Origin of the sequence: Candidatus Venteria ishoeyi, assembly GCF_030378065.1 — a bacterium.
Taxonomy (GTDB): domain Bacteria; phylum Pseudomonadota; class Gammaproteobacteria; order Beggiatoales; family Beggiatoaceae; genus Venteria; species Venteria ishoeyi.
In genome coordinates, this window is sequence record NZ_JAUCGJ010000061.1 from 1 (window position 1) to 23601 (window position 23601).

Annotated in this window: 14 protein-coding genes and 1 tRNA gene; 11 read left to right on the forward strand and 4 right to left on the reverse strand. The window is 45.2% G+C overall.

Translation table 11 applies throughout. The features are described from left to right. Positions 1–266: 266 nt before the first annotated feature. The 4 genes from QUF61_RS16065 to QUF61_RS16080 all read left to right on the forward strand — a co-directional run bounded on the left by QUF61_RS16065 (position 267) and on the right by QUF61_RS16080 (position 13601). Positions 267–3491 (forward strand): two-partner secretion domain-containing protein, encoded by a 3225-nt coding sequence (locus tag QUF61_RS16065; RefSeq protein ID WP_289682610.1) that lies wholly within the window; start codon positions 267–269, stop codon positions 3489–3491. A 63-nt stretch (positions 3492–3554) separates the two neighbouring features. After that, positions 3555–8900 (forward strand): WD40/YVTN/BNR-like repeat-containing protein, encoded by a 5346-nt coding sequence (locus QUF61_RS16070; protein WP_289682612.1) that lies wholly within the window; start codon positions 3555–3557, stop codon positions 8898–8900. Beyond that, on the forward strand, positions 8900–9934 hold the full coding sequence (gene waaC / locus QUF61_RS16075) for a lipopolysaccharide heptosyltransferase I (protein ID WP_103921320.1): 1035 nt from the start codon (positions 8900–8902) through the stop codon (positions 9932–9934). Before QUF61_RS16070 ends, waaC begins: the two co-directional genes overlap by 1 nt. 178 nt (positions 9935–10112) lie before the next feature. Further along, positions 10113–13601, forward strand: a complete 3489-nt coding sequence (locus QUF61_RS16080; RefSeq protein WP_177428568.1) for an EAL domain-containing protein — start codon at positions 10113–10115, stop codon at positions 13599–13601. A 22-nt stretch (positions 13602–13623) separates the two neighbouring features. On the opposite strand, the gene QUF61_RS16085 is transcribed toward QUF61_RS16080, so the two are convergent. The 3 genes from QUF61_RS16085 to QUF61_RS16095 all read right to left on the reverse strand — a co-directional run bounded on the left by QUF61_RS16085 (position 13624) and on the right by QUF61_RS16095 (position 17109). Further along, on the reverse strand, positions 13624–15333 hold the full coding sequence (locus QUF61_RS16085; RefSeq protein WP_289682615.1) for a diguanylate cyclase: 1710 nt from the start codon (positions 15331–15333) through the stop codon (positions 13624–13626). A gap of 366 nt (positions 15334–15699) precedes the next feature. Next, a complete protein-coding gene (locus QUF61_RS16090; protein ID WP_289682616.1) occupies positions 15700–16452 on the reverse strand; it encodes an outer membrane lipoprotein-sorting protein in 753 nt (250 codons plus the stop codon). 6 nt (positions 16453–16458) lie between these two features. Then, the gene (locus QUF61_RS16095; RefSeq protein WP_289682617.1) at positions 16459–17109 is read right to left on the reverse strand and encodes an SCO family protein; all 651 of its coding nucleotides are present in this window, start codon (positions 17107–17109) and stop codon (positions 16459–16461) included. A gap of 260 nt (positions 17110–17369) precedes the next feature. Between QUF61_RS16095 and QUF61_RS16100 the strand changes: the two genes are divergently transcribed. The 7 genes from QUF61_RS16100 (at position 17370) to QUF61_RS16130 (ending at position 23324) form a co-directional block, all read left to right on the forward strand. Then, positions 17370–18533, forward strand: a complete 1164-nt coding sequence (locus QUF61_RS16100) for a hypothetical protein (protein WP_103921315.1) — start codon at positions 17370–17372, stop codon at positions 18531–18533. A 305-nt stretch (positions 18534–18838) separates the two neighbouring features. Further along, a complete protein-coding gene (lysS, locus tag QUF61_RS16105) occupies positions 18839–20368 on the forward strand; it encodes a lysine--tRNA ligase (RefSeq protein WP_289682619.1) in 1530 nt (509 codons plus the stop codon). A 107-nt stretch (positions 20369–20475) separates the two neighbouring features. Next, complete coding sequence (locus QUF61_RS16110; RefSeq protein WP_289682620.1) at positions 20476–20964, forward strand: DUF2939 domain-containing protein; 489 nt, start codon at positions 20476–20478, stop codon at positions 20962–20964. A 43-nt stretch (positions 20965–21007) separates the two neighbouring features. Next, positions 21008–21376 carry a nucleotide pyrophosphohydrolase gene (locus QUF61_RS16115; RefSeq protein WP_289682622.1) on the forward strand — a complete coding sequence of 123 codons (369 nt, stop codon included), beginning with the start codon at positions 21008–21010 and terminating at the stop codon, positions 21374–21376. After that, positions 21373–22491 (forward strand): aminotransferase class V-fold PLP-dependent enzyme, encoded by a 1119-nt coding sequence (locus QUF61_RS16120; RefSeq protein ID WP_289682623.1) that lies wholly within the window; start codon positions 21373–21375, stop codon positions 22489–22491. The genes QUF61_RS16115 and QUF61_RS16120 overlap by 4 nt, the downstream gene beginning before the upstream one ends. Positions 22492–22667: 176 nt before the next feature. After that, positions 22668–22743, forward strand: a tRNA-Thr gene (locus tag QUF61_RS16125). A gap of 185 nt (positions 22744–22928) precedes the next feature. Beyond that, entirely contained in the window at positions 22929–23324 is a 396-nt protein-coding gene (locus QUF61_RS16130; protein ID WP_289682624.1) for a VanZ family protein, read from the forward strand. Between the two features lie 85 nt (positions 23325–23409). On the opposite strand, the gene QUF61_RS16135 is transcribed toward QUF61_RS16130, so the two are convergent. Beyond that, on the reverse strand, positions 23410–23601 hold a 192-nt coding region (locus QUF61_RS16135; RefSeq protein WP_289682625.1), incomplete at its 5' end, for a hypothetical protein.

Consider the following 23601-nt stretch of genomic DNA (forward strand, 5'->3'; position numbering starts at 1 on the left):
CAAATATTGGATATATTTAACGAAAATAAGGGAGAAATCTGACCAAATCCAGCTTTTCTGCGGTAGGTCTTGTGTTCTTGGCATAACCACTTACTTCTGCCACTCAGCGGGAAGCTTTCTGTCGCCCGGTTTCTGCATTTATTTCATTCTCACTCCTTAATCCGCTATTTTCAACCTGTCAGGTACTTTATTTTATGATCTGTGCTATTGTTTTTCTATTCTTTATGAATAACGAGTTTGGTATTAAGCTTAAAGCGGAGGAGAAAATGAACAGATTTAAGCAGGCGATACTGATCACTTTTCTACTTGCTGTCCCGATATCAGTAACGGCAGAAATTATTTTAGATGGCAGTTTAGGCAGTGGCATTGGTTCGATTACAGGGCCGGATTATCAGGTCACGGCAAACTTGGGGCGGCAACGCGGTGATAACCTGTTTCACAGCTTTAGCCGCTTTAATCTGGAAGCTCAAACCAGGGCTACATTTTCCGGGCCGGATAATATTCGCCATCTGATTAGCCGAGTTACCGGTGGTCAGGCTTCATCGATTGAAGGCACGATTCGTTCGACTATGCCATTGGCTAATGTCTATTTACTCAATCCTGCCGGTATTTTTTTTGGTGAACGCGCGAGATTGGATGTATCGGGTTCTTTCCATGCCAGCACGGCGGCTTATTTGAAGTTTCAGGATAACAGTGTGTTTGATACCGGGCAGCCTGAATCCGGCAATTTAAGCAGCGCGCCCCCGGCGGCTTTCGGTTTTATCGGACAAGCCGGGCCAATCAGCCTGAATCATGCCGGTTTACTGGTGGATGGGGGGCATCAATTGTCTTTGATTGGTGGCGATCTGAGTATTCAAAATAATACCGTATTACTGGCACCTTCCGGTACCCTGCAACTTGCCAGCTTAAACGGGGCGGGTGAAATACCCTTGCAACTTGCGGCAACTGACAGGCCACAAAACGGTGGCAATATTCAGATAGCGGACAGCGCATTTTCAGTCAGCGGTAATCCCGCTGGCTCGGTATGGATACGCAGTGGTCAGTTTGACATGCAGCGCAGCCGTATATTCTTAAATAATCAAGCCAGTGATAACCCTGCCAGCACAAGTAAACTGTCAACATTTAATGCGCAAGTCCAAAACTTTGCCATGAACGAAGGCAGTCTGATACAAAGCAGTACCTTATCACAGCAGTCTGGCAGCGAAATCCTGATTAATGCCAGTAATGAGGTATCTATTTCTGGCATGGGGGTGTTGGAAGATGGCAGTTTAATACCGGGCGGTATTTTTAATCAGGTCGGTGAAGACAGCAATGCCAGCGGTGGTTTGATTCAAATTCAGGCACAAAACCTTGCGCTAAGTGATGGCGCACAGATTAACAGCAGCAGTTTCGGTGCAGGCCCGGCGGGTGACATTCAGATTCAGGCGGCAAATCAGGTGCAACTGATGAGCAATGCGACCGGGGTTAGCAGCATCCTTTCCAATACCCGCAGTACCCAGGCCAATGCCGGACAAGGCGGACAAATCAGTATCCAGGCCCAGGAAATGAATGTTTATGCCGGTAGTCAGGTTCTCAGCAGCAGTTTTGGCGCAGGTGAGGGGGGCAATATAAGCATTCAGGCTGGACGACTTGAAATTATGGGTGAGCAGACAGGCAGCGCCTTAAGCAGTGCGCTCCAAAGTACCGCCAGTGCTGCTGGTGATGCGGGTCAGCTTGTCTTAAATGTAGATAATTTAACCCTGGCAGAGGGTGCGCATATTACCGCAGATACCCAGGGGATAGGCAAAGGTGGCAGCATTGCGATTAATGCCAGTGACAGCATACAACTTGATGGGCAGAGCAGCTTAAACCTCGGCAGCTTTATTGCGGCGAATACCCAGGGCAAAATGTCACAGGCAGGGGATGCCGGGGATATAGACATACGGGCGCGGCGTTTGGAATTAAACACTGGTGGGCAAGTGGTTGCTGCCAGCGCGGGGCCGGGTGCAGGTGGAAAAATTTATGTGAGTACGCAAGATACTTCTATTGATGGTGTCGATTTAAGTGGTTTTGGCAGCGGTATTTTATCCACCGCCAGTACTGATGATGCCGGGCCTGCCGGAGATATTATCCTAGAGAGTGATACGCTGGCTTTATTCCATCAGGGACAAATTGATGCCAGCACCTTTGGTCAGCAGTCTGGAGGTAATGTCCATCTGGCGCTTGGTGATGCTTTGAGTTTACAAACCAATGCGGCAATTTCTGCCAGCAGCGGCAGTGCTGAAAATATGGGTGCAGGTGGTAAAGCCGGACACGTAGAGATAGTCAGTCCAAAAATATCACTGGATGAGCAGGGTTTTATTGCCGCGCAAACCTTTTCCGCAGGTGATGCTGGTAATGTTAAAATTCTGACCCAAAACATACAACTATCTAGTGGTGGCAACATTAGCGTTGCAAGTCATGGCGCGGGGGATGCTGGTATACTGCAAATTGCTACGGATAATTTACGGATGTCTGACAGTGGCAGTCGTTTGTCTGCGCAAACCGCATCCGCTGGCAAAGCCGGTGGCATCGCTTTGACTGCTGATAATATTGACCTGAATCATGGTGCTGCAATCACTGCCAGCACTTTGGGTGCAGGCGCGGCAGGCGATATTGCACTGCAAACCACGCAACTGCAACTGGATAATGGCAGCGCCATTCGTGCCAGCACTGCACACGCGGGAAAAGGTGGTAATGTATTAATTCAGGCAAAAAAAATCACCTTGCAACAGGGTGCTCAAATCCAGGCCAGCAGTTTGCGCGGCATTGATACGCCAGCCACTACTGTTTTGGGTGAAGCCGGAGAAATTCGCTTATCCGCTGGAGAAGTCCTGCTGGTTGATGCGGGTTTGATTCAAACGGCAACTGATAGCGCCGATGGTGGTGATATTATTGTGACCCTGCCAAAGTTTTTGTATATTCTGAACCAGGGGGAAATCAGTACCAGCGTTAAAGCCTTAACCGGTGATGGTGGTGATATTACGCTGAAATCTGATTTTGTGGTGATGAAGCAGAGTAAAATCATTGCCCAGGCGGTCAGCGGTGATGGTGGACATATTCAAATCACCACCAAAGGCCTGTTTGATCAGGGGCAACACAGCCTGATTAGTGCCTCTTCAGAATTTGGTATGGATGGTCTGGTAGACATTAAATCACCTGATGGGGATACCCTGGAAAATGTACTGGCACTACCCACCGATTTTAATGCTAAAGTGGTCATTCAAAATCGTTGCGGCAGTGCTGCGGTTGAAACCACCAGCCATTTTATTGCTTTGCGTTATCATGGCAGCCCGAATTCGGGTAATGATTGGCGCAGCAGTGGTTTGCCGCCGTTAAACTGGTTGCAAGAGACAACGCCACCCCCTGTTGCAAGCAGTAAAGACAGCCGACACTTAGCGCAATTACCGGTATTCAGCATTGTTTGCAGCGCAGCAGAACAAAGTCCGAACACTCTATACAAAAAAAGCTAAAACAACCAACCCCAAAAGGGGGTTAGGTAATAAACCCAGGCTTGCATCCAAGTTGTTCCTTTAATGCAAGCCTGGGAATCTGCATTTGAGGATTTTATTATGTACATCACGCCATCCCCAGTATTATACCGCCGCGCCAGTATCTGGCGTACTTTTTACCTATTGTGTTTCATGTTATTCAGCATTTCAGGACAGAGCGCGGTGTGGGAGTCCAGTGGTCCCGCAGGAGGGCGCTTTAGCGCAATCGCCTCCGATCCTCTCACGCCGTCAACATTATATATTGGGTCTAAAGGTGGGCAGGTTTATAAATCAACCAACAGTGGTGTTAATTGGTCACTAAGCAGCAGTGGTTTGCCGGGTAGTCAGGCCAGTGGCAACCTGATTAATGATATTGTGATCGACCCGGAAAATAGCAATCAGGTCTATGCAGCCAGTTCATCGGCTGGGATTTATTTCAGTAGTGATGGCGCAGCCAGTTGGAGTCCGGTTAATGGCGCTGGTTTGGATAGTCTGGTGATACAGGATTTATTAATTAATAATGCGACATTGTACGCTGCAACAGAATCGGGCGTGTATTTCAGCACGGATCGCGGTGCTAACTGGTCAGCTACGACTTTGACCCAGTTTGTACGCAGCCTGGAAGTGGATAAGGCTGACAGTACGCGCTTGTATGCCGGTGGTGCTGCCGGTTCGTTCTGGAACACTGCCACTGGTGGTGACTGGGCTTTAAGTGCCAATCCCATAGGTAGCGGTAGCTTGGATATTCGAGACTTAAAAATGTCTGATGCTGCAACGGGTTCCGGGCTACTCTATGCCGCGACTAATCAGGGCTTATATAGTAGTGACGATCAGGGACAGAAGTGGGTGCAAAATACTGCTCTGGGTAATGTTGCTATTAATGCTATTACCTTTAAACCCAGCCATCAGGAATGGATTTTTCTGGCTATGGAAGGTGGCGGCATATATTACAGTACAGACAATGGCACTAACTGGATTACCCCACCCGCCACCCTGGCAATGGAAACCATGACTGCCCTGGTATTTGAACCCGGATTGCCCACCTTGCATGCTGCCGGTTATCGGGGACATTGGAAAACAGAAGACTTAGGTGAGACCTGGTTACGGGATAACAGCGGCTTAAATGCCATGACAGCTAATTTTATTGTGGCAGATCACAATACAGCAGGAGGGGTTTACCTTGGTGCAGATAAGGATGGGCTATTTTATAGTGATGATTCCGGTGTTAATTGGACAATGCACAAGAATGGTTTACCCGATCCCATTGAATTTGAGCCACGCAGTTTTGCCATAGACCCGCAAAACAGTCAAAACCTGTATCTGGGATTGGCTTTTGATGGGGTGATGCGCAGTAGCGATGGCGGTGTGAACTGGTCGCCCAGCACGTTAACGGCAAGCGCGGCAAACTGTCTCACCGTTGATCCACTCAGCACTGCAACCGTGTATGCCTGTACTGGCAGCACCGGGGTATCACGCAGTATTGACAGTGGCAATACCTGGAACCCAACGGGTTTAAGTAGCGGTGAAGCACTGACAGTATTGGTGCATCCGCAAGACTCCAATTTGTTATATGCCAGCGTGTTAGGCAGCGGGGTCTTAAAAAGCAGTGATGCAGGCATTAGTTGGTCGCCAATAAATACGGGCTTAACTGAACTGAGCGTTTATGCGCTGGTGATGGATGCCATGAATCCTGATGTCTTGTATGCAGGTACTGCGGTGGGTATTTTTCGCAGCAATGATGCAGGTGCAAACTGGACACTAAAAAATACCGGCTTAACGGATATTTTTATTCAAGCCATTGTCAGTGATCCACTGGTGCCGAATTTATTGCACCTGGCAACCGAAAGCGGCGTATTTTACTCTGATAACGGCGGTGATAACTGGTCACTGCGTAATGAAGGGCTGGATATACTGGCTACGGAAGCTTTATCTTCTGACGCTGCCACTACACGCCATTTATATGCCGCTATTCGTTATGCAGGCCTGTACCGCAGACAATTAGACCCGGCACTGAATCAAGCGCCGCAGATTCTTGCTCCGACTTTGCAACAAGTGGCAAAAGATACCACTTTTGTATTCAGCAATGCCTTAGGTAATACGATTACCATTAGTGATGCCGATGCAGGGCTTAATGCGATTCAACTTTTGTTAAGCACGAGTAATGCAACGTTGAGCTTAGGGAGCACGGCAGGCATAGAATTTATTACCGGCGATGGGGTGGATGACGGCAGTATGCAACTGAGCGCGCCGGTAGCCCAGCTTAATGCCGCTTTACAGGGTTTGCAATTTATTCCGGCTTTAGGCACGACAGGTACAACCGCAATATTATTAGAGCTTAATGATTTGGGTAATACCGGTGCTGATGGTGAAAAAACAGATAGTGCCGTCATTACAATGTTAGTTCAGGAACCGGTGATACAAGATAAATTATCCATACAATTACCACTGCCAACGACGGCTTTCAACGATACACCACTCATATTAAGCGCAACAAATGCAATTATTGTTGCCAACACAGATCCGGCAATCAGTACGCTGGATGTACAACTGAGCGTTGCACCAGATGGTTTATTAACGCTAAGTGATACGACCGGTTTAGTATTTACTGAAGGTGATGGGCTGGATGATAATGCCATGCATTTTCAGGGTACGCTGGCACAAATTAATCTGGCACTAGATGGGCTTGCGTATACCTCATCAAGTACATTTGTTGGTGAAGCCTTATTAACCATACAAGTGGATGATGCCGCCGCGACCAGCACTGCCGCACAAATCAGTGATACGCTGAGCATCACTATTCAGGCAGGCAGTAATACGCCACCACAAATTACGCCCTTAGCAATACAAGAGATATTTTTAGGTGATAGCTATAATGTTATGATGCTTGCAGTCGATGCCCAGGGTCATCTTTTTGATTACGCGCTGTTACATGGGCCAAAGATGGCAACAATAGATACAGCAACAGGTGAATTAAACTGGTTGCCGGAACAAAGCGGGCATTTCAGTTTTGTCGTGCAAGTGACTGAAACCAATGGGCAACCTGTTAACCTGAGCAGCCAGTATGAATTTACCTTAAGTGTAAAAACTGTCGATGGCAGTCAGGTGGGCATTATTCCTGGCTGGAAACTGCTGAGTACCAACTTGCCCACAGCCAAAGTCAAGCAATTACAGGTTTCCCCCTTAAATGATAAGGTTTTATACGCGGCAACGGAACAAGGCTTGTTTCGCAGTGAGGATCGTGGGGTCAACTGGCTCAATCGAGGACGCGAGCTGGGTAATCTGAATATCTCCACCCTGGCCCAGCATCCGGCATTTAAAGATGTGTTATATGCAGGTACTTTGGGCACGGGTGTCTATCGCAGTGTCAATGGTGGTTTTTCCTGGCAGGCCATTAATGCTGACTTGCCCGGTCAGCAGGTGCGCAGCCTGCGTATTGATCCTTTTGCGCACGACACCTTATATCTGGCCCTGGCAGATACCGGTCAGAATGATGGTGGTGTCTTTGTCAGTCATGATCGAGGCGATAGCTGGTCAGCATTGACAACAACTTTAGCTGCCGATGTTTCAGTATACAGTTTACAAGTTGATCCCTTTAGCGCAAATACGCTATATATCGGTAGTACGCAAGGTGAATTGCTTAAAACCAGTGATGCTGGCGCAAGCTGGGTTTCACTCAGTCAAGGTCTGACTGGTAATAATGTACAGGGCTTAACTTTTGATCCAGGCAATTTGATGCAGCTTTACGTATTAAGCGACAGCGGATTATTCAGCAGTAATGATGGTGGTCTGTTGTGGCAAGTCATGAATAGCGGCCTGGAAAACTTACAGATTAATAGCTTGAAGCTTAATACCAACAATACCCAGGTATTATATGTTGCCACGAATCAGGGGGTTTATCAGTCTATGGATGCAGGTGCTCAGTGGGCAACGCTTGGCGCAGACCTGGCTACCATTGAAATCAGCGCCCTGGCTTTAAGCACGACGCAGACAGCAAGTTATTTATATGCAGCGGGTCTTGCTCAGGGCATTTATGGTTATGATGTCATCACGGGTAAACCTGTAGATTTTGACTTGTCACAAGTTGAACTGACAACATTGACCCCTGAAGAAATGCCCAATATTCCCGCTGAAGCCTTTGCAACCTTTACCGCAGATGATGTGGCAGCACTACCGGCGATTGTGATTCAAAAACTCAGCGCACTGCAACTCAGTTACCTGCAAAAAGAAGCATTAGCGGGTTTAAGTCTGGCGCAATTCTCACAAATGCCTTTATCCAGCCTTAAAGGTTTAACCGCAGATAATTTTGGTGGCTTAGCGGTGGAAATTATTCAAAACCTGCCGCCTGCCGCGTTGCTTTATCTGGACATGGAAACATTGAAACAAGCCATGTCCTGGACTTTAACCCGGTTTTTCACCAACCTGAATGTCGCGCAAATCCCGATCAGCAGCATTAAACCCTTATTACCCGCAGGCTGGACGCTGGATGAAACCACTGGTGAGTTATTAATTCCCGCTGGCACTTCGCTGAGTTGGCGCAGTCTGGAGCCACCGGCAGACTTACCCGCAGCCGTGACACTGGCTAGCGAACAACCTGACTTACGTACTGGCATGGGTATGGGCGGGGAAACTGGTGGCAAAAATCTGCTGGATGATATTCTGGCACTTTTACAAACCCTACCGGGCTTTGAGCAACTGACTATTACGCAAACAGATACAGGGGTCGTAAGTGTTGATGATATTTTAAGCCTGATGCCACTGGATGTGATACGTCAGGCAGAACCCGGTACACCCCCAGGTGTTGCCCTGGATGAACAAGGCCGGATACAAGTCACCACCCTGTCAGGACACAGTTTAATCCTGGTACCCACAGCCAGTGACCCGGTGCAGGTACAGCAAGTGCTGGGCGCAGGTTTTTCTATTGAAGTCGGGAAAGCCGGAGAGCTTTTGGTTGGTATTGGTCTTGGTGAGCGCCGTGATGCCTCTCAAGTGCATCTGGCGGTAAGCTTTGATCCGGTGATAGAAGTCGCACCCAATGGCGCGCAAGCAGGGGTATTTATCGATAATGCCAGAGGCGATCTGCCATTGTTTGTATTCCCAAACAACACCGCGCAAGTGATTCGCCCGGCAATCCTGGCCCCTGGGCAATTCAAGAAAGTTGTTGATATGTTTGGGCCGGATCAGGTTTTGTTTAACCAGGATGGTACCGTTGATGTGTCACTGTTAGGCGACTTGTACCATGTCACCCCAACCTTTGAGACCACAACCGAAACTTTGGCACCCGGACAACAAATTGAACCCAGTATTGTGGTTAATCCAGACATCTCCTTACAATATAGTGTGCAACAGGGCTTACGCCTGATCAGTACACGCCTGGAAGTTGAAATTCGCTAATGCCTATTAATGCGCCCAAGCAGATTTTAATTATCAAACTGTCTTCGCTGGGAGATGTGATTCACACCCTCCCGGCGCTTACCGATGCTAAAAAACACCACCCTGATATTACTTTTGACTGGGTGGTGGAAGATGCTTTCTCAGAAATACCCACTTGGCATCCTGCGGTTTCTGAGGTCATCCCTGCAAATTTGCGTAGTTGGCGTAAAAACCTGTGGAGAACCTGGCGCAGCCATCAGTGGCAAAACTTCAAGGCCATGATGCAAAGCACCTATTATGATCAGATTATTGATGCGCAGGGCTTGTTAAAAAGCAGCCTGATTGCACGTTATGCGAATGGTCAACGCTATGGCCTGGATTATCAGTCCGCGCGCGAACCTGTGGCAGCTTTTTTTTATCATCAGCGTTTTGCCGTTGCCAAAGGCCAGCACGCCATCACCCGTACCCGCAGTTTATTTGCACAGGCATTAGATTACCCGCTACCGGATACGCCGCCAGAATATGGTTTATCAAGCTATTCATTTACCACCTTAATGCCCAAGCGCCCCACACTGGTTTTTTTACACGGCACTACCTGGGCCAGCAAACACTGGCCTGATCGTAATTGGGTAGCCCTGGCTAAACGTGCGGCAAAAGCAGGGTTTCGCGTGCGCGTCCCCTGGGGCAATGAAGCCGAACGCAGGCGTGCGGAAAAAATTGCTGATGTCCATGAACAAGTGACGCGCATGGGTGCCAGCAATTTACAAGGTCTGGCGGCAGAACTGAGCACAGCCGTTGCCGTAGTTGGCGTTGATACCGGTCTTGCACATCTGGCTGCCGCACTTAATGTACCCAGCCTCACCCTGTATACCTCAACCAACCCCGGATTGACAGGTACATTAGGGAAAAATCAGCTACATTTACAGGCAGATTTTCCTTGCGCACCCTGCTTCCAGCGCAACTGTCACCTGCCACAAGATGCAAAAACCTGTTATGACAGTCTGCCAGTAGACAAGGTCTGGGACAAATTGATGGACACCATTGCACAGCACTAGTTAGGTAACTCGCAGCGAATAATACCCCCCATTTCGCTGGTCTTTTTACCCGTTTTCCGCGTTGTAAAAACCGTTACATAGCTCACTATGCGCCGGTTTTCACGCCTTGAAAACGGATAAAAATCCTGCGTGCTATGGGGATGTTATTTCTTGCGAGTTACCTTAAATGGATAAACCGTTGTTTAAAAATCTACTGTTCTTTGCTTTATTGGCTGTGTTGGGCCTGCTTGGCAATATCTTTAATGTTGAAATGTTTTTTGGGGTTAACCAGATTTTTGGCAGTATTTTCGCACTGCTTGCCGTCTGGCGCTTTGGCCCCTGGGTGGGAAGCCTTTGTGCGATATTAATCCATAGTTACACTATCATGCTGTGGGGTCATCCTTATGCATTTTATGGTTTTGTGCTGGAAGCTTTGACGGTTGGTTTGCTACTGCGTTGGCGTATTTCCAATATCTTTACCGCTGATCTGTTGTTCTGGTTATTGGGTGGTATTTGGCTGGTGCCGCTGTTTTATGGTCAGTTTATGGCGTTGCCGGAAACCCAGGTTACCCTGATCATGCTGAAACAACCTGTTAATGGTTTACTTAACGCTTTGTTGGCTGCATTGTTGGTTGTCGTACTGATCCGCTGGAATAAATCAGAAAGACGGCGTAAAAAAGTTTCTTTACGTAATTTATTATTTACCCTGCTGATGACCATGATCGGATTTTCCCTGTTCATGGTAGCCAATCTCACCAGCCGTTATGCCTTTGAACACTTCCAAACCAAGATGCTTACCGATCTACAGATATTTGGTCAGTATATGCAAAATGAGCTGAGTCAGTTTGGCAAAAGGCATGTTGATGAAATGCGTCATCTATATTTGCTGAATAAACAGGGAAAAATGCTGTTTACCTTAAATCCAGCTTATAAAATTGATGCAATGTGGCGTGTTTCCGCGCAAGGTTCAGAATTGCTGGCAGGCAAAGCACATCTGCAAAACTTGCCATTACCACAACTGGATAATCGTCCATGTAATGATAATCTTCTGTTGTGGAGTAAACATAAGCGTTTATATCTGATGGTAAAAGTGAATAATCATTGTTTAGTCAGCACGCTTAAAACCAATGTGTTAAATCAGTTTTTGCATGAACACACCCTCTCACCTGAACATCAGATTTATATTTTGGAACAACGGCAAGTAATCGCCAGCAGTAATGATAACAAGGATAATGGTGTCATTGAAAACCTGTTGTTAACAGGAAAAAAGCAGTCAATCAGCCAGCATATTTTCCATCTGCTGCCAGCTGGAAATATACCCAAGATGAAACATTGGAAGCTGTCACATTATATTTATCGCTTAGCACCCTGCGCCAACAATGACTGGTCTATCTATATTCTGGCTTCACTCTCTTCCAATATTGATAGCCTGCAACAGATTTATATTTTCACCTTCCAGGTGATACTGGTACTGATTTTATTTTTATCATTGCTGTCTTTTGTGCTTGTGGAATATTTATCACACGCAATGGGCAGATTAACCACCCTGACTTCAAATCTGCCACATAAACTTGAACAGCGTGAGCCTATCATCTGGCCGGAGAGCACGATTCAGGAAATTATGGATCTCTCCTCTAATTTCTCGCAGCTTACTGATACCCTGGCAGGTATCTTCAAAGAAAGTGAAGAGCGTTATCAAAAGCTGTTTAGCAGCTCACAAGATGCCATACTGGTGCTGGATTATCCCGCGCTGACGGTTATTGACTACAACCCGATTGCCAGCAGCTTACTGGGTTCTGCTTTAAGCAGGAACAAAACAACAAATCTGGAACAATTTTTTAAAGAATTGCCACCTTCTCTGCTAGATTTTAATCAGGATATTAATGAACAAATCTGCTGGTTGCACAAGGCTGATGATGATTTGATTCCGGTACGTCTTGATACCCAGTATCATACTTATCACAATAATGAAGTGCTGCTGCTGAGCATTCGTGACATCAGCCACGAGATTAAAGCCAAAGAACAGTTTCAACTGATTTCTGTGGTGTTTGAAACGACTGCTGAAGGCATTATGGTGACAGATGCCAATTCCAATATACTCATGGTCAATTGTGGTTTCAGCGCAATTACCGGATACAGCAGTGAAGAAGTGATTGGCAAAAATCCAAATACCCTGCATTCAGGTTGGCAGGATAAGATATTTTATCAGGAAATGTGGGCAACACTTAAACACAAGGGGCAGTGGCGGGGAGAACTCTGGAACCGCCGCAAAAATGGTGAACTCTACGCTGAATGGTTGTCAATTTATCAGGTCACGGATCAACAGGGACAGGCCTCCAACTATGTAGGCGTGTTCAGTGATATTACAGAGAAAAAACAGGCACAGGATAAGATCAATCAACTGGCTTATTACGATACACTTACCGGCCTGCCTAATCGACAACTGTTTCATGATCGTTTTGAGCACGCGATTGCCATGTCAAAACGACGCGAGAGTATTGTGGCTTTGATGTTTATTGATTTGGATAATTTTAAGGGAGTCAATGATACCTTAGGCCATCAGGCAGGGGATTTTTTGCTCAAGCAGATTGGTGAGCGTATTCACTCAAATATCCGTAGCAGTGACACCCTGGCCCGTATCGGTGGTGATGAATTCACCGTCATATTGGAAAATATTCATGGTAAAACCCATGTTGCCAAAATTGCCGCTGATATTATGCAGGCCATTGCCCAACCGATACAAATTGAAGAAACTGAAGTATTCTCTTCATGCAGTATCGGCATCTGTTTTTATCCAGATGATGCAAATTCGGTTGAGCACTTAATGCAATATGCCGATACTGCAATGTACCGCGCCAAAGAACAAGGCAAAAACAGATTCCAGTTTTATACTGCCAGTATGAATACAGCGGCACTGGAGCAGCTCCAAATCGAACAACGCTTGCGTGGGGCGGTTGAACGTAATCAATTAAGCCTGCATTATCAACCCCAGGTTTCCATTGCCGAGGGGCACATCATCGGGGTGGAAGCACTATTACGCTGGAAAGATCCAGAACTGGGTTTTGTATCGCCTGATAAATTTATCCCTATTGCTGAACGCACCGGCTTAATGGGTGACATTGAACGCTGGGTGCTGACCACGGGGGCCACTCAAAAACGGCTATGGATGGCGCAGGGAATAGACATCGGTATGTCCTTGAATATATCCAATCACCAATTTCGTAAACATGACTTTGTTGAACAAACCATCGAAGCCATTCAACAAAGTGGCATACAGTGCCAGCATTTTGACCTGGAACTCACCGAACGTATTGTGATGGACAATGAAGAAAGCCATGAAAAGATTGTGCAATTAAAAGCAGCAGGGTTTAAGTTGTCACTGGATGATTTTGGTACGGGGCAATCCTCTTTAGGACACCTCAAACGCTTTAATATCGATAAACTGAAAATTGATAAATCTTTTGTGGATGATATTCCAGAAGATAGTCAAAGTTGTGACATTGCACGCGCGATCACTTCTCTGGCTCAGGCGATGAACATGGAAACGGTTGCAGAAGGCGTTGAGTCAACAGCGCAGTTAAAATTTCTGCAAGAACTGGGATGTATAAACTTTCAAGGTTATTTGTTCAGTAAAGCAGTCTCTGCTGATGAATTGGAACAACTATGGAAAACCTATGCTAAGGTTTAACAGATGAATTAACTCAAAATCATTAGAGGCACGCCATACAATTTCGACCATTGTTTTTTGCCAAGTACAGTGCCTTGTCAGCCAATGAAATAAGTGACATATAATGATTAATATTGGAACATTGCGTACACGCTACCACGCCAACAGATATCGTTACCACATCAGCGCAGTCAGATGATGCGTGTTGGATATCAAGGGATTCTATTGCATTTCTGGCTTTTTCCGCAACGATCATTGCTTGTTCAAGCCCGGTTCCTGGCAGGATCACTATAAATTCTTCACCGCCATATCTGGCCACAAAATCATTTGTTCTGGAAGCAACTTTATTAAGTGCATCAGCGACATATTTTAGGCAGTTATCGCCACCTAAGTGACCATAGGTATCGTTATATTTTTTGAAATAGTCAATATCTGCCATTAAGACTGAAAAACCAGTCTGATTCCTATGGCAACGCTCCCATTCTTCCTTAATACGTTGATCGAAAGCTCTACGATTATTGACATTAGTTAATCCGTCAATCATTGCCTGTTTGGATAATATTTTATTGACCTGCTCCAATTCACTGGATTTTTCTTGAAGTGTATTTTCAGTTTCTTTTAGTTTTGTAATATCTGTATGCGTACCTGTAAATCGAATAGGCTTGTTGTTGATATCTCTTTCGACTATTTTACCTCTATCTAAAATATATCTCCATTTGCCATCCTTATGCATCATTCGGTGTATGTTACTATAAAAACTGGTTTTCCCATCAATGTACGACTGAATATCCTGGTAACAGGATGCCAAGTCATCAGGGTGAACCCTTGACTCCCATGAATTGAGAGTAAATTCAATTTCTGACAACTCATAGCCTAATATTTTGGCCCATCTTTCATCGAATACAACATAATTAGTCACTAGGTTCCAGTCCCAAAGACCCAGTTGTGTACCCTCTAAAACTAAGTCGAGTTGTTCTTTTTGACTGGCAAGATCAGATCTGATTCTGTTCTGAGTATCGATTTGTCGCTTGACATAGCGATTTATAAGCAGGATGCAAAACAGCCCAAACAACCATAAAATTCCATGAGAATATATGAGTATTTTGAGCGTATCATTTTTTATTTTAATATAGGGTTCAAGTGGTATAGCGACACCCACGCCCCCCTGCACATTACCGACCCTATACCCCTGGTGTCCATGGCACTTCAAACATTTTTTTTTAGTATAGAATGCTTGCATATATCGAAGAAAAGGTTTGCCACCAATAGAAGTCACTTCAGAGACATCCTCTACACCTTGAGAAAATTGTTTAAGTGCTTCAATTTCCCATGAATCAGGTGTATTGATAGGATTAAGTGGTTCCAGGCTGGTAATTCGCCCTTTTATGCCATAAAGAACAGAATACTCATTCATGGTTTGGCGTAATATATAAGCTGGATTCATTAAAGTAAGTTTTTTTCCAGAAGAAGTCACTATGTCACGTTCAGCGATGTGTTGAAGATAGGGGTTTGGCGGCGTTTCACCGGATACTTCAACATAAATGCCTCCGTGCTTTGCTAACCAATTTCTAAGCGCAATATCTTTATTGAAGTTGGCACCAGCTTCCATTTTGGCATATTGAAAAACATGACTTTCTTCTTTAGAAGCCGCCCAGAAAAATAACCCGGCTAATACAATACTCCAAAGCATTGCCGCTATCAGTGATATTAAGTTTGATGTTGAAAGTTTTAATTTTAGATGATTTGATCCCATAAACCCCATCCACTTTGAAATCAATAAGGAGTGAGAATGAAATAAGTGCAGGAATTGGGCACAGGATTTTTATTCATTTTCAAGGCGTGAAAACAGGCGCATAGCAAGCTATGTAACTGTTTTCAGAACGCAGAAAATGGAGAAAAAGACCAGCCCAGTTGCTGAAGTTATAAAATTCTCGCTCCTAAGTATATTTTCTTAAATGTTCATACCTGCACAGGCAGATATCAAGCCATTATTCACAAGGGCTGGATTCCTGCCCCTGCCTGCGCAGGGCTGATGTACACAGAAATAACAAAAATTATAGTTTTCAACTTATTAGATGGGGCTTATTGTGCATTAATACATTATATTTTTGCCAACTTTCTATCGCGGATTACGCAAATTTGACAGGGTAAACAAATAAGCAGGCATCTCCAGCGCAAATTCAGCCTCTAAAACCTGCACTTCCGTCCACTTGCCAGGTTCCTCCTCCTGTTCCATGCGTTGCCAACTGGCAATTTGCTTACCACCCATAGCTTTAATTTCCAGGGTTTTTAAGCGTTTCACTATTTGATTATCCTGATCATAAAATACATGGCTGAGCAGAATATGATCTGCACGAATGTCCAGCAGTTCCTTACCCCACACCACGGGGGCATCCTCATGCGGCAGGGCTTCAATCACAAATACTGCCTGCCCCTCGTGTTCATATTTATCAATGATATTATGGTCATAATATTTCAGCAAATCATCACTGCGAGTTACGTCATTATTGGAAAAATCAGAACCCATCCAGCTTTTACCCATCATGCTGCCGGGAATTTTAATCACCCGATTGGTTTTTGGGGTAAAGCTCCACATGCGCTGTTGTTTTAATAAACTGGCATTGCCTTTATCTTTTTTTGGCGCAACCACCTCTACCAGCGCCTTATCCATGCCCTGCGTCCACATCTCCAGGCGCATACTGCGCTTCCAGTCGGGGCGCTGAATACTCATTTGCACAATGGAATGCGAACTGCTGTCACGCCAATGCTCCAAAGCCGCATGTATATGATCACGGGCGCTGAGTTCCGCCGCCAGAACATTGCCGGTCAGCGTAATGCCGCATAAAATAGATAAAATATATCGCAGTCTCATGATGATTTAATCCTGTTGCCTTGCAAGATAAGCCCGCATTGCCAATAAACGCTGCGCCATATCCTCCGGCAAATGTGGTGGCTGAAATGTTGCAACGCGCTGGGCTGCGGGGTTAATTAATAAGATACTGGCAGAATGGTCGATTAAATAGCGTTCAGGATGGGCCTTATCCGGGATGGTGCGATAATAGACAATACCTAAAGCCTGGGCGAGCTTGTCAATTTCCGCCTTGCTGCCAGTGGCGGCGGTAAATGCCGGGTCAAAATAACGTACATACTCATATAAGAGTTCCGGCGGGTCGCGCTGCCCGTCCACGGAAATAAACCTGAACTGAAAGCTATCTGCCGTATTTTTTGCTTCCGGCAACAAGGCTTTCACCTGTGCCAGCATGGACAAGGTACCGGGGCAAATATCCGGGCACTGAGTATAACCAAAAAATAACAAGCTCCATTGCCCACGCAGGCTGTCCTGGGTAAATACCTGACCTTTATCGTCTTGCAACTGAAATGTTGGCAGGGGCGTGGGCTTGCGGTGCAAGCCATCAATTTCCGGAGCTGTGGCGCTCTGGTAATAGCGTATGCCAAACAACAGCAAAACCAGCAGAATAACAAATAACAGGGGTAATAATAAGCGAAAACGGGTTAAAACCGGGGGCATGTTCTATTCCTTCTCGTTCCCACGCGCCCTGCGTGGGTGCCAGAGTGCGCGATCAGAGGCTGCCGCCCCTGAACCTCGCAAGCCGCAGTGCAAAAAAGAAGGATTATAAAGAATGTTTTTCAATTTCTGTAATCGAAAAAGGCTTTATTTTGTAATAATTCAACATTTGCGTGAGAACTTGTATCAGAGGGCTTGCAAACCAGGGGTAAGATGTATCATATTAGTGGTCTTTAATATTATTCACAACTGAGAGGCTATACGTGAACGCTTGTCCCCGAGAAATTGTTAATCCCTTTAGGCCAATTCCCCTGGAAGTACCGGAAGGTATGAAACCCAATGAGTTTTTTAACAGTACGGAAAACTTAAACGATCTGGTACACAATAACGGCTTGTTAACCAATCCTGAGGACTTGTTGTTATACCGCAAAGCACTTGGGCACAGTAACGAATTTGATGCCTCCATTATTTACAATACTTCCAAATCCATCCTTAATCCTTTAGGTCGTCCCGTGCGCCGCACGCAAGTACCCACGCATGTTAAACATGTCTGGAACCGGATGAATCAGGTGATTATTGCGTATATGCTGGAACAGTATCCAGACCCTGACGAGGCATTGATTCTTGCCGGGGAAGCCAGTCTGGATGCCACCTGGTCGCTGACTTCGCCAGGTGTGCCGAGTATTCGTATGCTGCATAATCATTTTATTGTGTTCAAAAAAGAGGCGCTGCGCAACGCCAAACTGGCAGATGAGAACAACCCAAATTTAACCGATGGCGGTCAGCACAGTTTATTTCAGTCTTACATGCATGATGTGTATCAGGAATTTTTTGAGCAGGCACTGGATTTGAAAATGCTCAAAACAGCCAGCAGCAGCGACTCCCGCGTGGAGCTGACGGGTTATCCACAAGGTCTGCCCAGTTGGGAAATTAAAGGCGGTGTGGATGCTTTGCGCGACATTAATTTCTGGCGGGAATATGATGCCATCTTAAAAGGTTTTATGGACTTTTACCGTACCTTTTTCACCCAGGTTTCCACCCGCAATGCACCCATGCCCAAAGAAGCTTTTTTCCCGGAAGCGATAGAGAAAATTTTATTATTTAATAATGATTTTCTGGGCACGGCTAAAAAAGTACGCGATCAATGTATTACCGACCCTAAATATGCCAACGCCATTCGCTGGCAGCCTGCATTTAAGCAACTGATTTATCGCAATGATGAAGGCAAGCTCATTGTCACCATCAGTCAGAATTCCATTGGTAATGCGATTACGGAACTGCTGGGCGTGGTGGTTAAACGTGTGCCGGATGCAGCAGCCTATGAACAGGCTGAGCCAAAATTGCTGGAGCGTCTGCTGGAAGTGCGCCGCCGTTTGGTGGAAGCGGATCTTGGAGAAGGTATTGCGACACCTTATTGGGGGGTCTAGGAGCCTGTCCAAGAAGCTTATTTTGACGGAAGTGCAGACCTGACAGGTTTTAAAAACCTGTCAGGTCTTTTGCAGGACTGGCAGTCCTTTATCCAAAAAATTTCCAGAATGCTAATATTCCTTATTTTTCAAGCAAAGAGGGCTGCCAGTCCTTCACTTAAAGTACTCATGATCGTATTCCCTCTCAATAACTTAGTCTGATATGAAAGTGGTTTTAGCCGCATAGCGGCTAAAAGCAACTTACACCAAACTCATCTTATGTCATAATACAGGGTTTTTAATTTTTAAATGAGAGACCCTGACACATGACGGAAGAAGCCGCAACATCCTCAGCCACCGTGACCGAAACCGAAGAGCATGATCTGATCGGACAGCGCCGCGCCAAACTTGAGGCATTGCGTGAAGCGGGTAATGCCTATCCAAATGATTTTCGCCGAGACACGCTCGCGGCTGATTTGCATCAGGAACACGGGGAAAAGACCAAGGAAGACCTGGACGAAGCAGGCATAACCGTCAAGCTTGCAGGGCGTATCATGACGCGGCGCATTATGGGGAAAGCGGCATTTACCCATATTCAGGACATGAGTGGGAAAATTCAGCTCTATGTGCGGCGCGATGATTTACCGGAAGGTGTTTATAACACCCAATTCAAGCAATGGGATCTCGGTGATATTATTGCCGCAGAAGGCACTTTATTTAAAACCAAAACCGGGGAATTGTCTGTCAAGGTTAAGCAAATTCGTTTGATGACCAAATCTTTGCGCCCCCTGCCAGAAAAATTTCATGGCTTAAGCGATCAGGAAACCCGCTATCGCCAGCGCTATCTGGATTTGATTACCAGCGAGCAATCGCGCAATACCTTTAAGATGCGTTCAGCCATTGTGCGCGGCATTCGCAATTTCCTGGAAGCGCAAGATTTTCTTGAGGTTGAAACGCCGATGATGCAGGTGATTCCCGGTGGCGCAACAGCGCGTCCTTTCACCACTTATCACAACGCCTTGGATATGCCTTTATATTTGCGTATTGCGCCGGAACTCTATCTGAAGCGCCTGGTGGTTGGCGGCTTTGAAAAGGTCTTTGAAATCAATCGCAACTTTCGTAATGAAGGCTTGTCCACGCGACATAACCCAGAATTTACCATGCTGGAATTTTATCAGGCCTATGTCGATTACCATGCGCTGATGGATACCACGGAAGACATGTTGCGCACCCTCGCAGAGTCTGTTCTGGGCAGTACACAAGTCACTTATCAGGGTGAAGTGTATGACTTTGGTAAGGCCTTTACCCGGATGACGGTGGTGGAAGCCATTTTGCATTATAACCCGACCATTGAAAAAGCAGATTTATACGATCATCAGGCTTTACTGAATATCACAGAACAACTGAAAATTCATATCAAACCTGAATATGGCGTTGGCAAGTTGCAGCTTGAGATTTTTGAAGCCACAGCGGAAGCACAATTAAAAGATCCCACTTTTATCACAGCGTACCCGACAGAAGTTTCACCATTAGCACGCTGTAATGATGATGATCCCACGGTCACTGATCGTTTTGAGTTGTTTATTGGCGGTCGCGAAATTGCCAATGGCTTTTCCGAGTTAAATGACCCGGACGATCAGGCGGCGCGTTTTCGCAAGCAGGTTGAAGAAAAAGAAGCCGGGGATAATGAAGCCATGCATTATGACGCCGATTATGTGCAGGCGCTGGAATATGGCTTGCCACCAACTGCGGGTGAAGGTATTGGCGTGGATCGTCTGGTCATGTTATTTACCGATGCCGCCAGTATTCGTGATGTTTTATTATTTCCTCACATGCGTCAAAAGCTTAACGCCTGAACAAGCTAAATTTCTGGTACACCATCTGCTTGTATTGACGAGAGGGCAGACTTTCCAGGTTTTTAAAATCTGGAAGGTCTTCTAAATCTGAAGTTAAAGGAGTTATTATGCGTTTTTTATTTTTTTTATTTTTACTGGCATTCACTGCTGCAATGGTCTGGCCTTTCAGTTCAATTTACCGCATTGGTGATGCGCTGGCAGCTAATGACGTGCAAACCTTAAATAAGCTGGTGGATATTAATTCTATTCGCGTCCGTTATAAAGCAATGGTCGATAAGCAGGCAGTTGCCTTGAAAAATATGGCGGCCCCACAAAGTGAAATGGGTACATTTACCCGCTTTCTGGGTAACAGCGTACAAGGCTTGAATAATATGGCGGTTGATCGCGTTGTTACGATTGACTGGGTGCGCGAACAGTTGCGACCACCCAGTAATGATAAAAATTATTACCCCTCTCTGTTGCTGAATACCTCCTTTGGCTTTTACGAGTCTCCGGTCAAATTCTTAGTGCGCATGGGTGAACTGGGTGAAAGCCCGGTGCATTATTATATGCAATTGCAGGATTGGGAATGGCGTGTTACGGCGATTTATCCATAATTGATGGTTTACGGTTTACAGAACCGCAAAGGCTTTAATGAAAATGACAGCGCAGATTGATAAAACCCACCTGGAACCCTTGCGCCAGCGTCTGGCTGAATTTGCCGCAACGCGGGACTGGGATCAGTTTCATTCGCCTAAAAACTTATCAATGGCTTTAATTGGCGAGGCCGCTGAGCTGGTCGAGCATTTTCAGTGGCTGACCCAGGCGCAAAGCGCAACACTTTCAGCAAAAAAGCATCAGGCTGTCAGCCAGGAGTTGGCAGATATTCTGATTTACTTGATTCGTATTGCTGATAAATTAGATGTAGATTTGATTCAGGCCGCCTGGGATAAAACCGAACTGAACGAGTCTCGTTACCCCGCAGATAAGGTGCGCGGCGATGCACGCCGCGCAAAAGAGTATTCATGAACGAATTTCAACAAAAACCCGATTTATATTACCTCAATCATGCCGCTGTCTCACCCTGGCCACAAAGAACTGCGGACGCAGTTATCGCCTTCGCCAAAGAAAATCAATTACAAGGCGCGCAGGATTATCCGCGCTGGATGCAGATGGAGCAAACCTTAAGAGCACAACTTCAGCGCCTGATTAATGCACCATCAGCAGAAGATATTGCGCTACTGAAAAATACTTCGGAAGCTTTATCAGTGGTTGCTGCCGGTATAAATTGGAAAGTCGGTGATAATATCGTTTCCAGCAATCAGGAATTTCCTTCCAATCGTATCGTCTGGCAGGCATTAGAATCACAGGGCGTGAATTTCAGACAAGCAGATATCAGTGGTAATGATCCGGAAGCGGCATTATTTTCCCTGGTTGATGATAACACCCGCCTGATAGCAATCAGCTCTGTACAGTATGCCAGTGGGTTGCGTTTGGACTTGGAAAAAATCGGTCAATTTTGTAAGCAAAAACAGATTTTATTTTGTGTTGATGCAATTCAAAGTTTAGGTGCTTTAGCCTGTGATGCACAAAAAATACATGCTGATTTTTTAATGGCGGATGGTCATAAATGGTTGTTAGGGCCGGAAGGTTTGGCATTATTTTATTGCACGGAAAAGCAAAGAAAAAAACTAAAATTAAATCAATTTGGCTGGCATATGGTGGAAGACTTTCTTGATTTCAATAAACAGGAATGGGAACCGGCAGATTCAGCACGTCGCTTTGAATGTGGAAGCGCTAATATGTTGGCAATCCAAGCGCTTTCAGCCAGCCTTTCTTTAATTGAAGAAGTGGGTATTGAAGTTATAGAGAAAAAAGTATTAGAAAATGCACGATACCTGCAAAAAGAATTATCAAAAATTAAAGGTGTTGTTGTTTATTTTAATAAAAAATCAGAATATGACTCTGGTATTGTTAATTTCTCGCTTGAGAATGGAGAAAATGAACTATTGCATCAATACCTGATGCAACGCCAGGTTGTTTGTGCCTTACGGGGAAAAGGTGTTCGCTTTTCTGCACATTTTTACACACCAAAAAATATCATGGATGAAGCAGTAAACCGGGTTAAAAGCTATTTATCTTAGTCCAGTTTCAATAAAAACTTCTTTCTGAATTAAAGAACATTGAAAGTTGTCTTCTTTTGCGCTTATTTGGATTTATTTAAGAAATTATTTACACATTTAAGCTGTTTAGCTATTCCTCTTAGCAGTTAAATCTATTATAATAGCGACTCACTTCGCAGGTGATTTTTTCACCTCACGCCGGTGTAGCTCAGTCGGTAGAGCAACTGATTCGTAATCAGTAGGTCGGAGGTTCAATTCCTCTCGCCGGCACCATTTTTATCAAGCACTTAGCGAAATATAGCCGAAACTAAAAATAACTCGTGCTACGCTGGTGCTACCTTTTTGATAAAAATGAAATTCCCTTTCATGTGTTTGTAACTCATTATTTTTTAATGAGTTTTATGGTTTTACTACCTGCCCTCTATTTTCTCTTAATTTTCTCTTATGGTTCCTTGCTCATGTTACCCAGTCCCTCCAAATTAAATCCCGAACTGAAATATCGCACGCTCTGGCTAAGCATTGGCTACGCACTGATTGGACTTGTCATCTACCTATCACTTACGCCGCACATTCCAACACCAGGCGGCATTGAAATTAACGATAAGTTATCACACGTATTAGCCTATGCTGTACTAATGGGTTGGTTTTCACAACTCTATCACCGTAGTTACTACAAACAGATTGCTTTTTTACTCATTATAATGGGGATTTCTTTAGAATTTTTTCAGTCAATGACGGGGTATCGGTATATGGAATTCTTGGATGTGATAGCAAATAGCTGTGGTGTTTTTATGGGTTGGTTGTTAAGTATTACACCACTTGGAAGGGTATTAAAAGTAACCAATGAATGGTAATTATTTTCCATAATTTTAATAAAAATTAATCAAAAAAATTTAATAATCAGTTGCATTAATCACTAATTAACATGATTTTAATTCACTAAAAAATAGTGTGTATCATAATATTATTAGCAATGCTCAACTTGAAACCTGGAATACTATTTTTACTAAACAACCACCCGCTAAAAGACGGGTGGGTTAGAGCATTTGGCGGCTGAAAGCCGAGATACAGGGCGGACAAGCCCTGTTGTTTAGCCCCAACGGGGCGCATTAATATAGCCAAGGGCAACGC

Excerpts from the sequence above, each read along its gene's own strand:
- QUF61_RS16065 (WP_289682610.1), top strand. The coding sequence starts at position 267 with ATGAACAGATTTAAGCAGGCGATACTGATCACTTTTCTACTTGCTGTC.
- QUF61_RS16070 (WP_289682612.1), top strand. The coding sequence starts at position 3,555 with ATGCAAGCCTGGGAATCTGCATTTGAGGATTTTATTATGTACATCACG.
- waaC (WP_103921320.1), top strand. The coding sequence starts at position 8,900 with ATGCCTATTAATGCGCCCAAGCAGATTTTAATTATCAAACTGTCTTCG.
- QUF61_RS16085 (WP_289682615.1), bottom strand. The coding sequence starts at position 15,333 with ATGGGATCAAATCATCTAAAATTAAAACTTTCAACATCAAACTTAATA.
- QUF61_RS16090 (WP_289682616.1), bottom strand. The coding sequence starts at position 16,452 with ATGAGACTGCGATATATTTTATCTATTTTATGCGGCATTACGCTGACC.
- QUF61_RS16095 (WP_289682617.1), bottom strand. The coding sequence starts at position 17,109 with ATGCCCCCGGTTTTAACCCGTTTTCGCTTATTATTACCCCTGTTATTT.
- lysS (WP_289682619.1), top strand. The coding sequence starts at position 18,839 with ATGACGGAAGAAGCCGCAACATCCTCAGCCACCGTGACCGAAACCGAA.
- QUF61_RS16110 (WP_289682620.1), top strand. The coding sequence starts at position 20,476 with ATGCGTTTTTTATTTTTTTTATTTTTACTGGCATTCACTGCTGCAATG.
- QUF61_RS16115 (WP_289682622.1), top strand. The coding sequence starts at position 21,008 with ATGACAGCGCAGATTGATAAAACCCACCTGGAACCCTTGCGCCAGCGT.
- QUF61_RS16120 (WP_289682623.1), top strand. The coding sequence starts at position 21,373 with ATGAACGAATTTCAACAAAAACCCGATTTATATTACCTCAATCATGCC.
- QUF61_RS16130 (WP_289682624.1), top strand. The coding sequence starts at position 22,929 with ATGTTACCCAGTCCCTCCAAATTAAATCCCGAACTGAAATATCGCACG.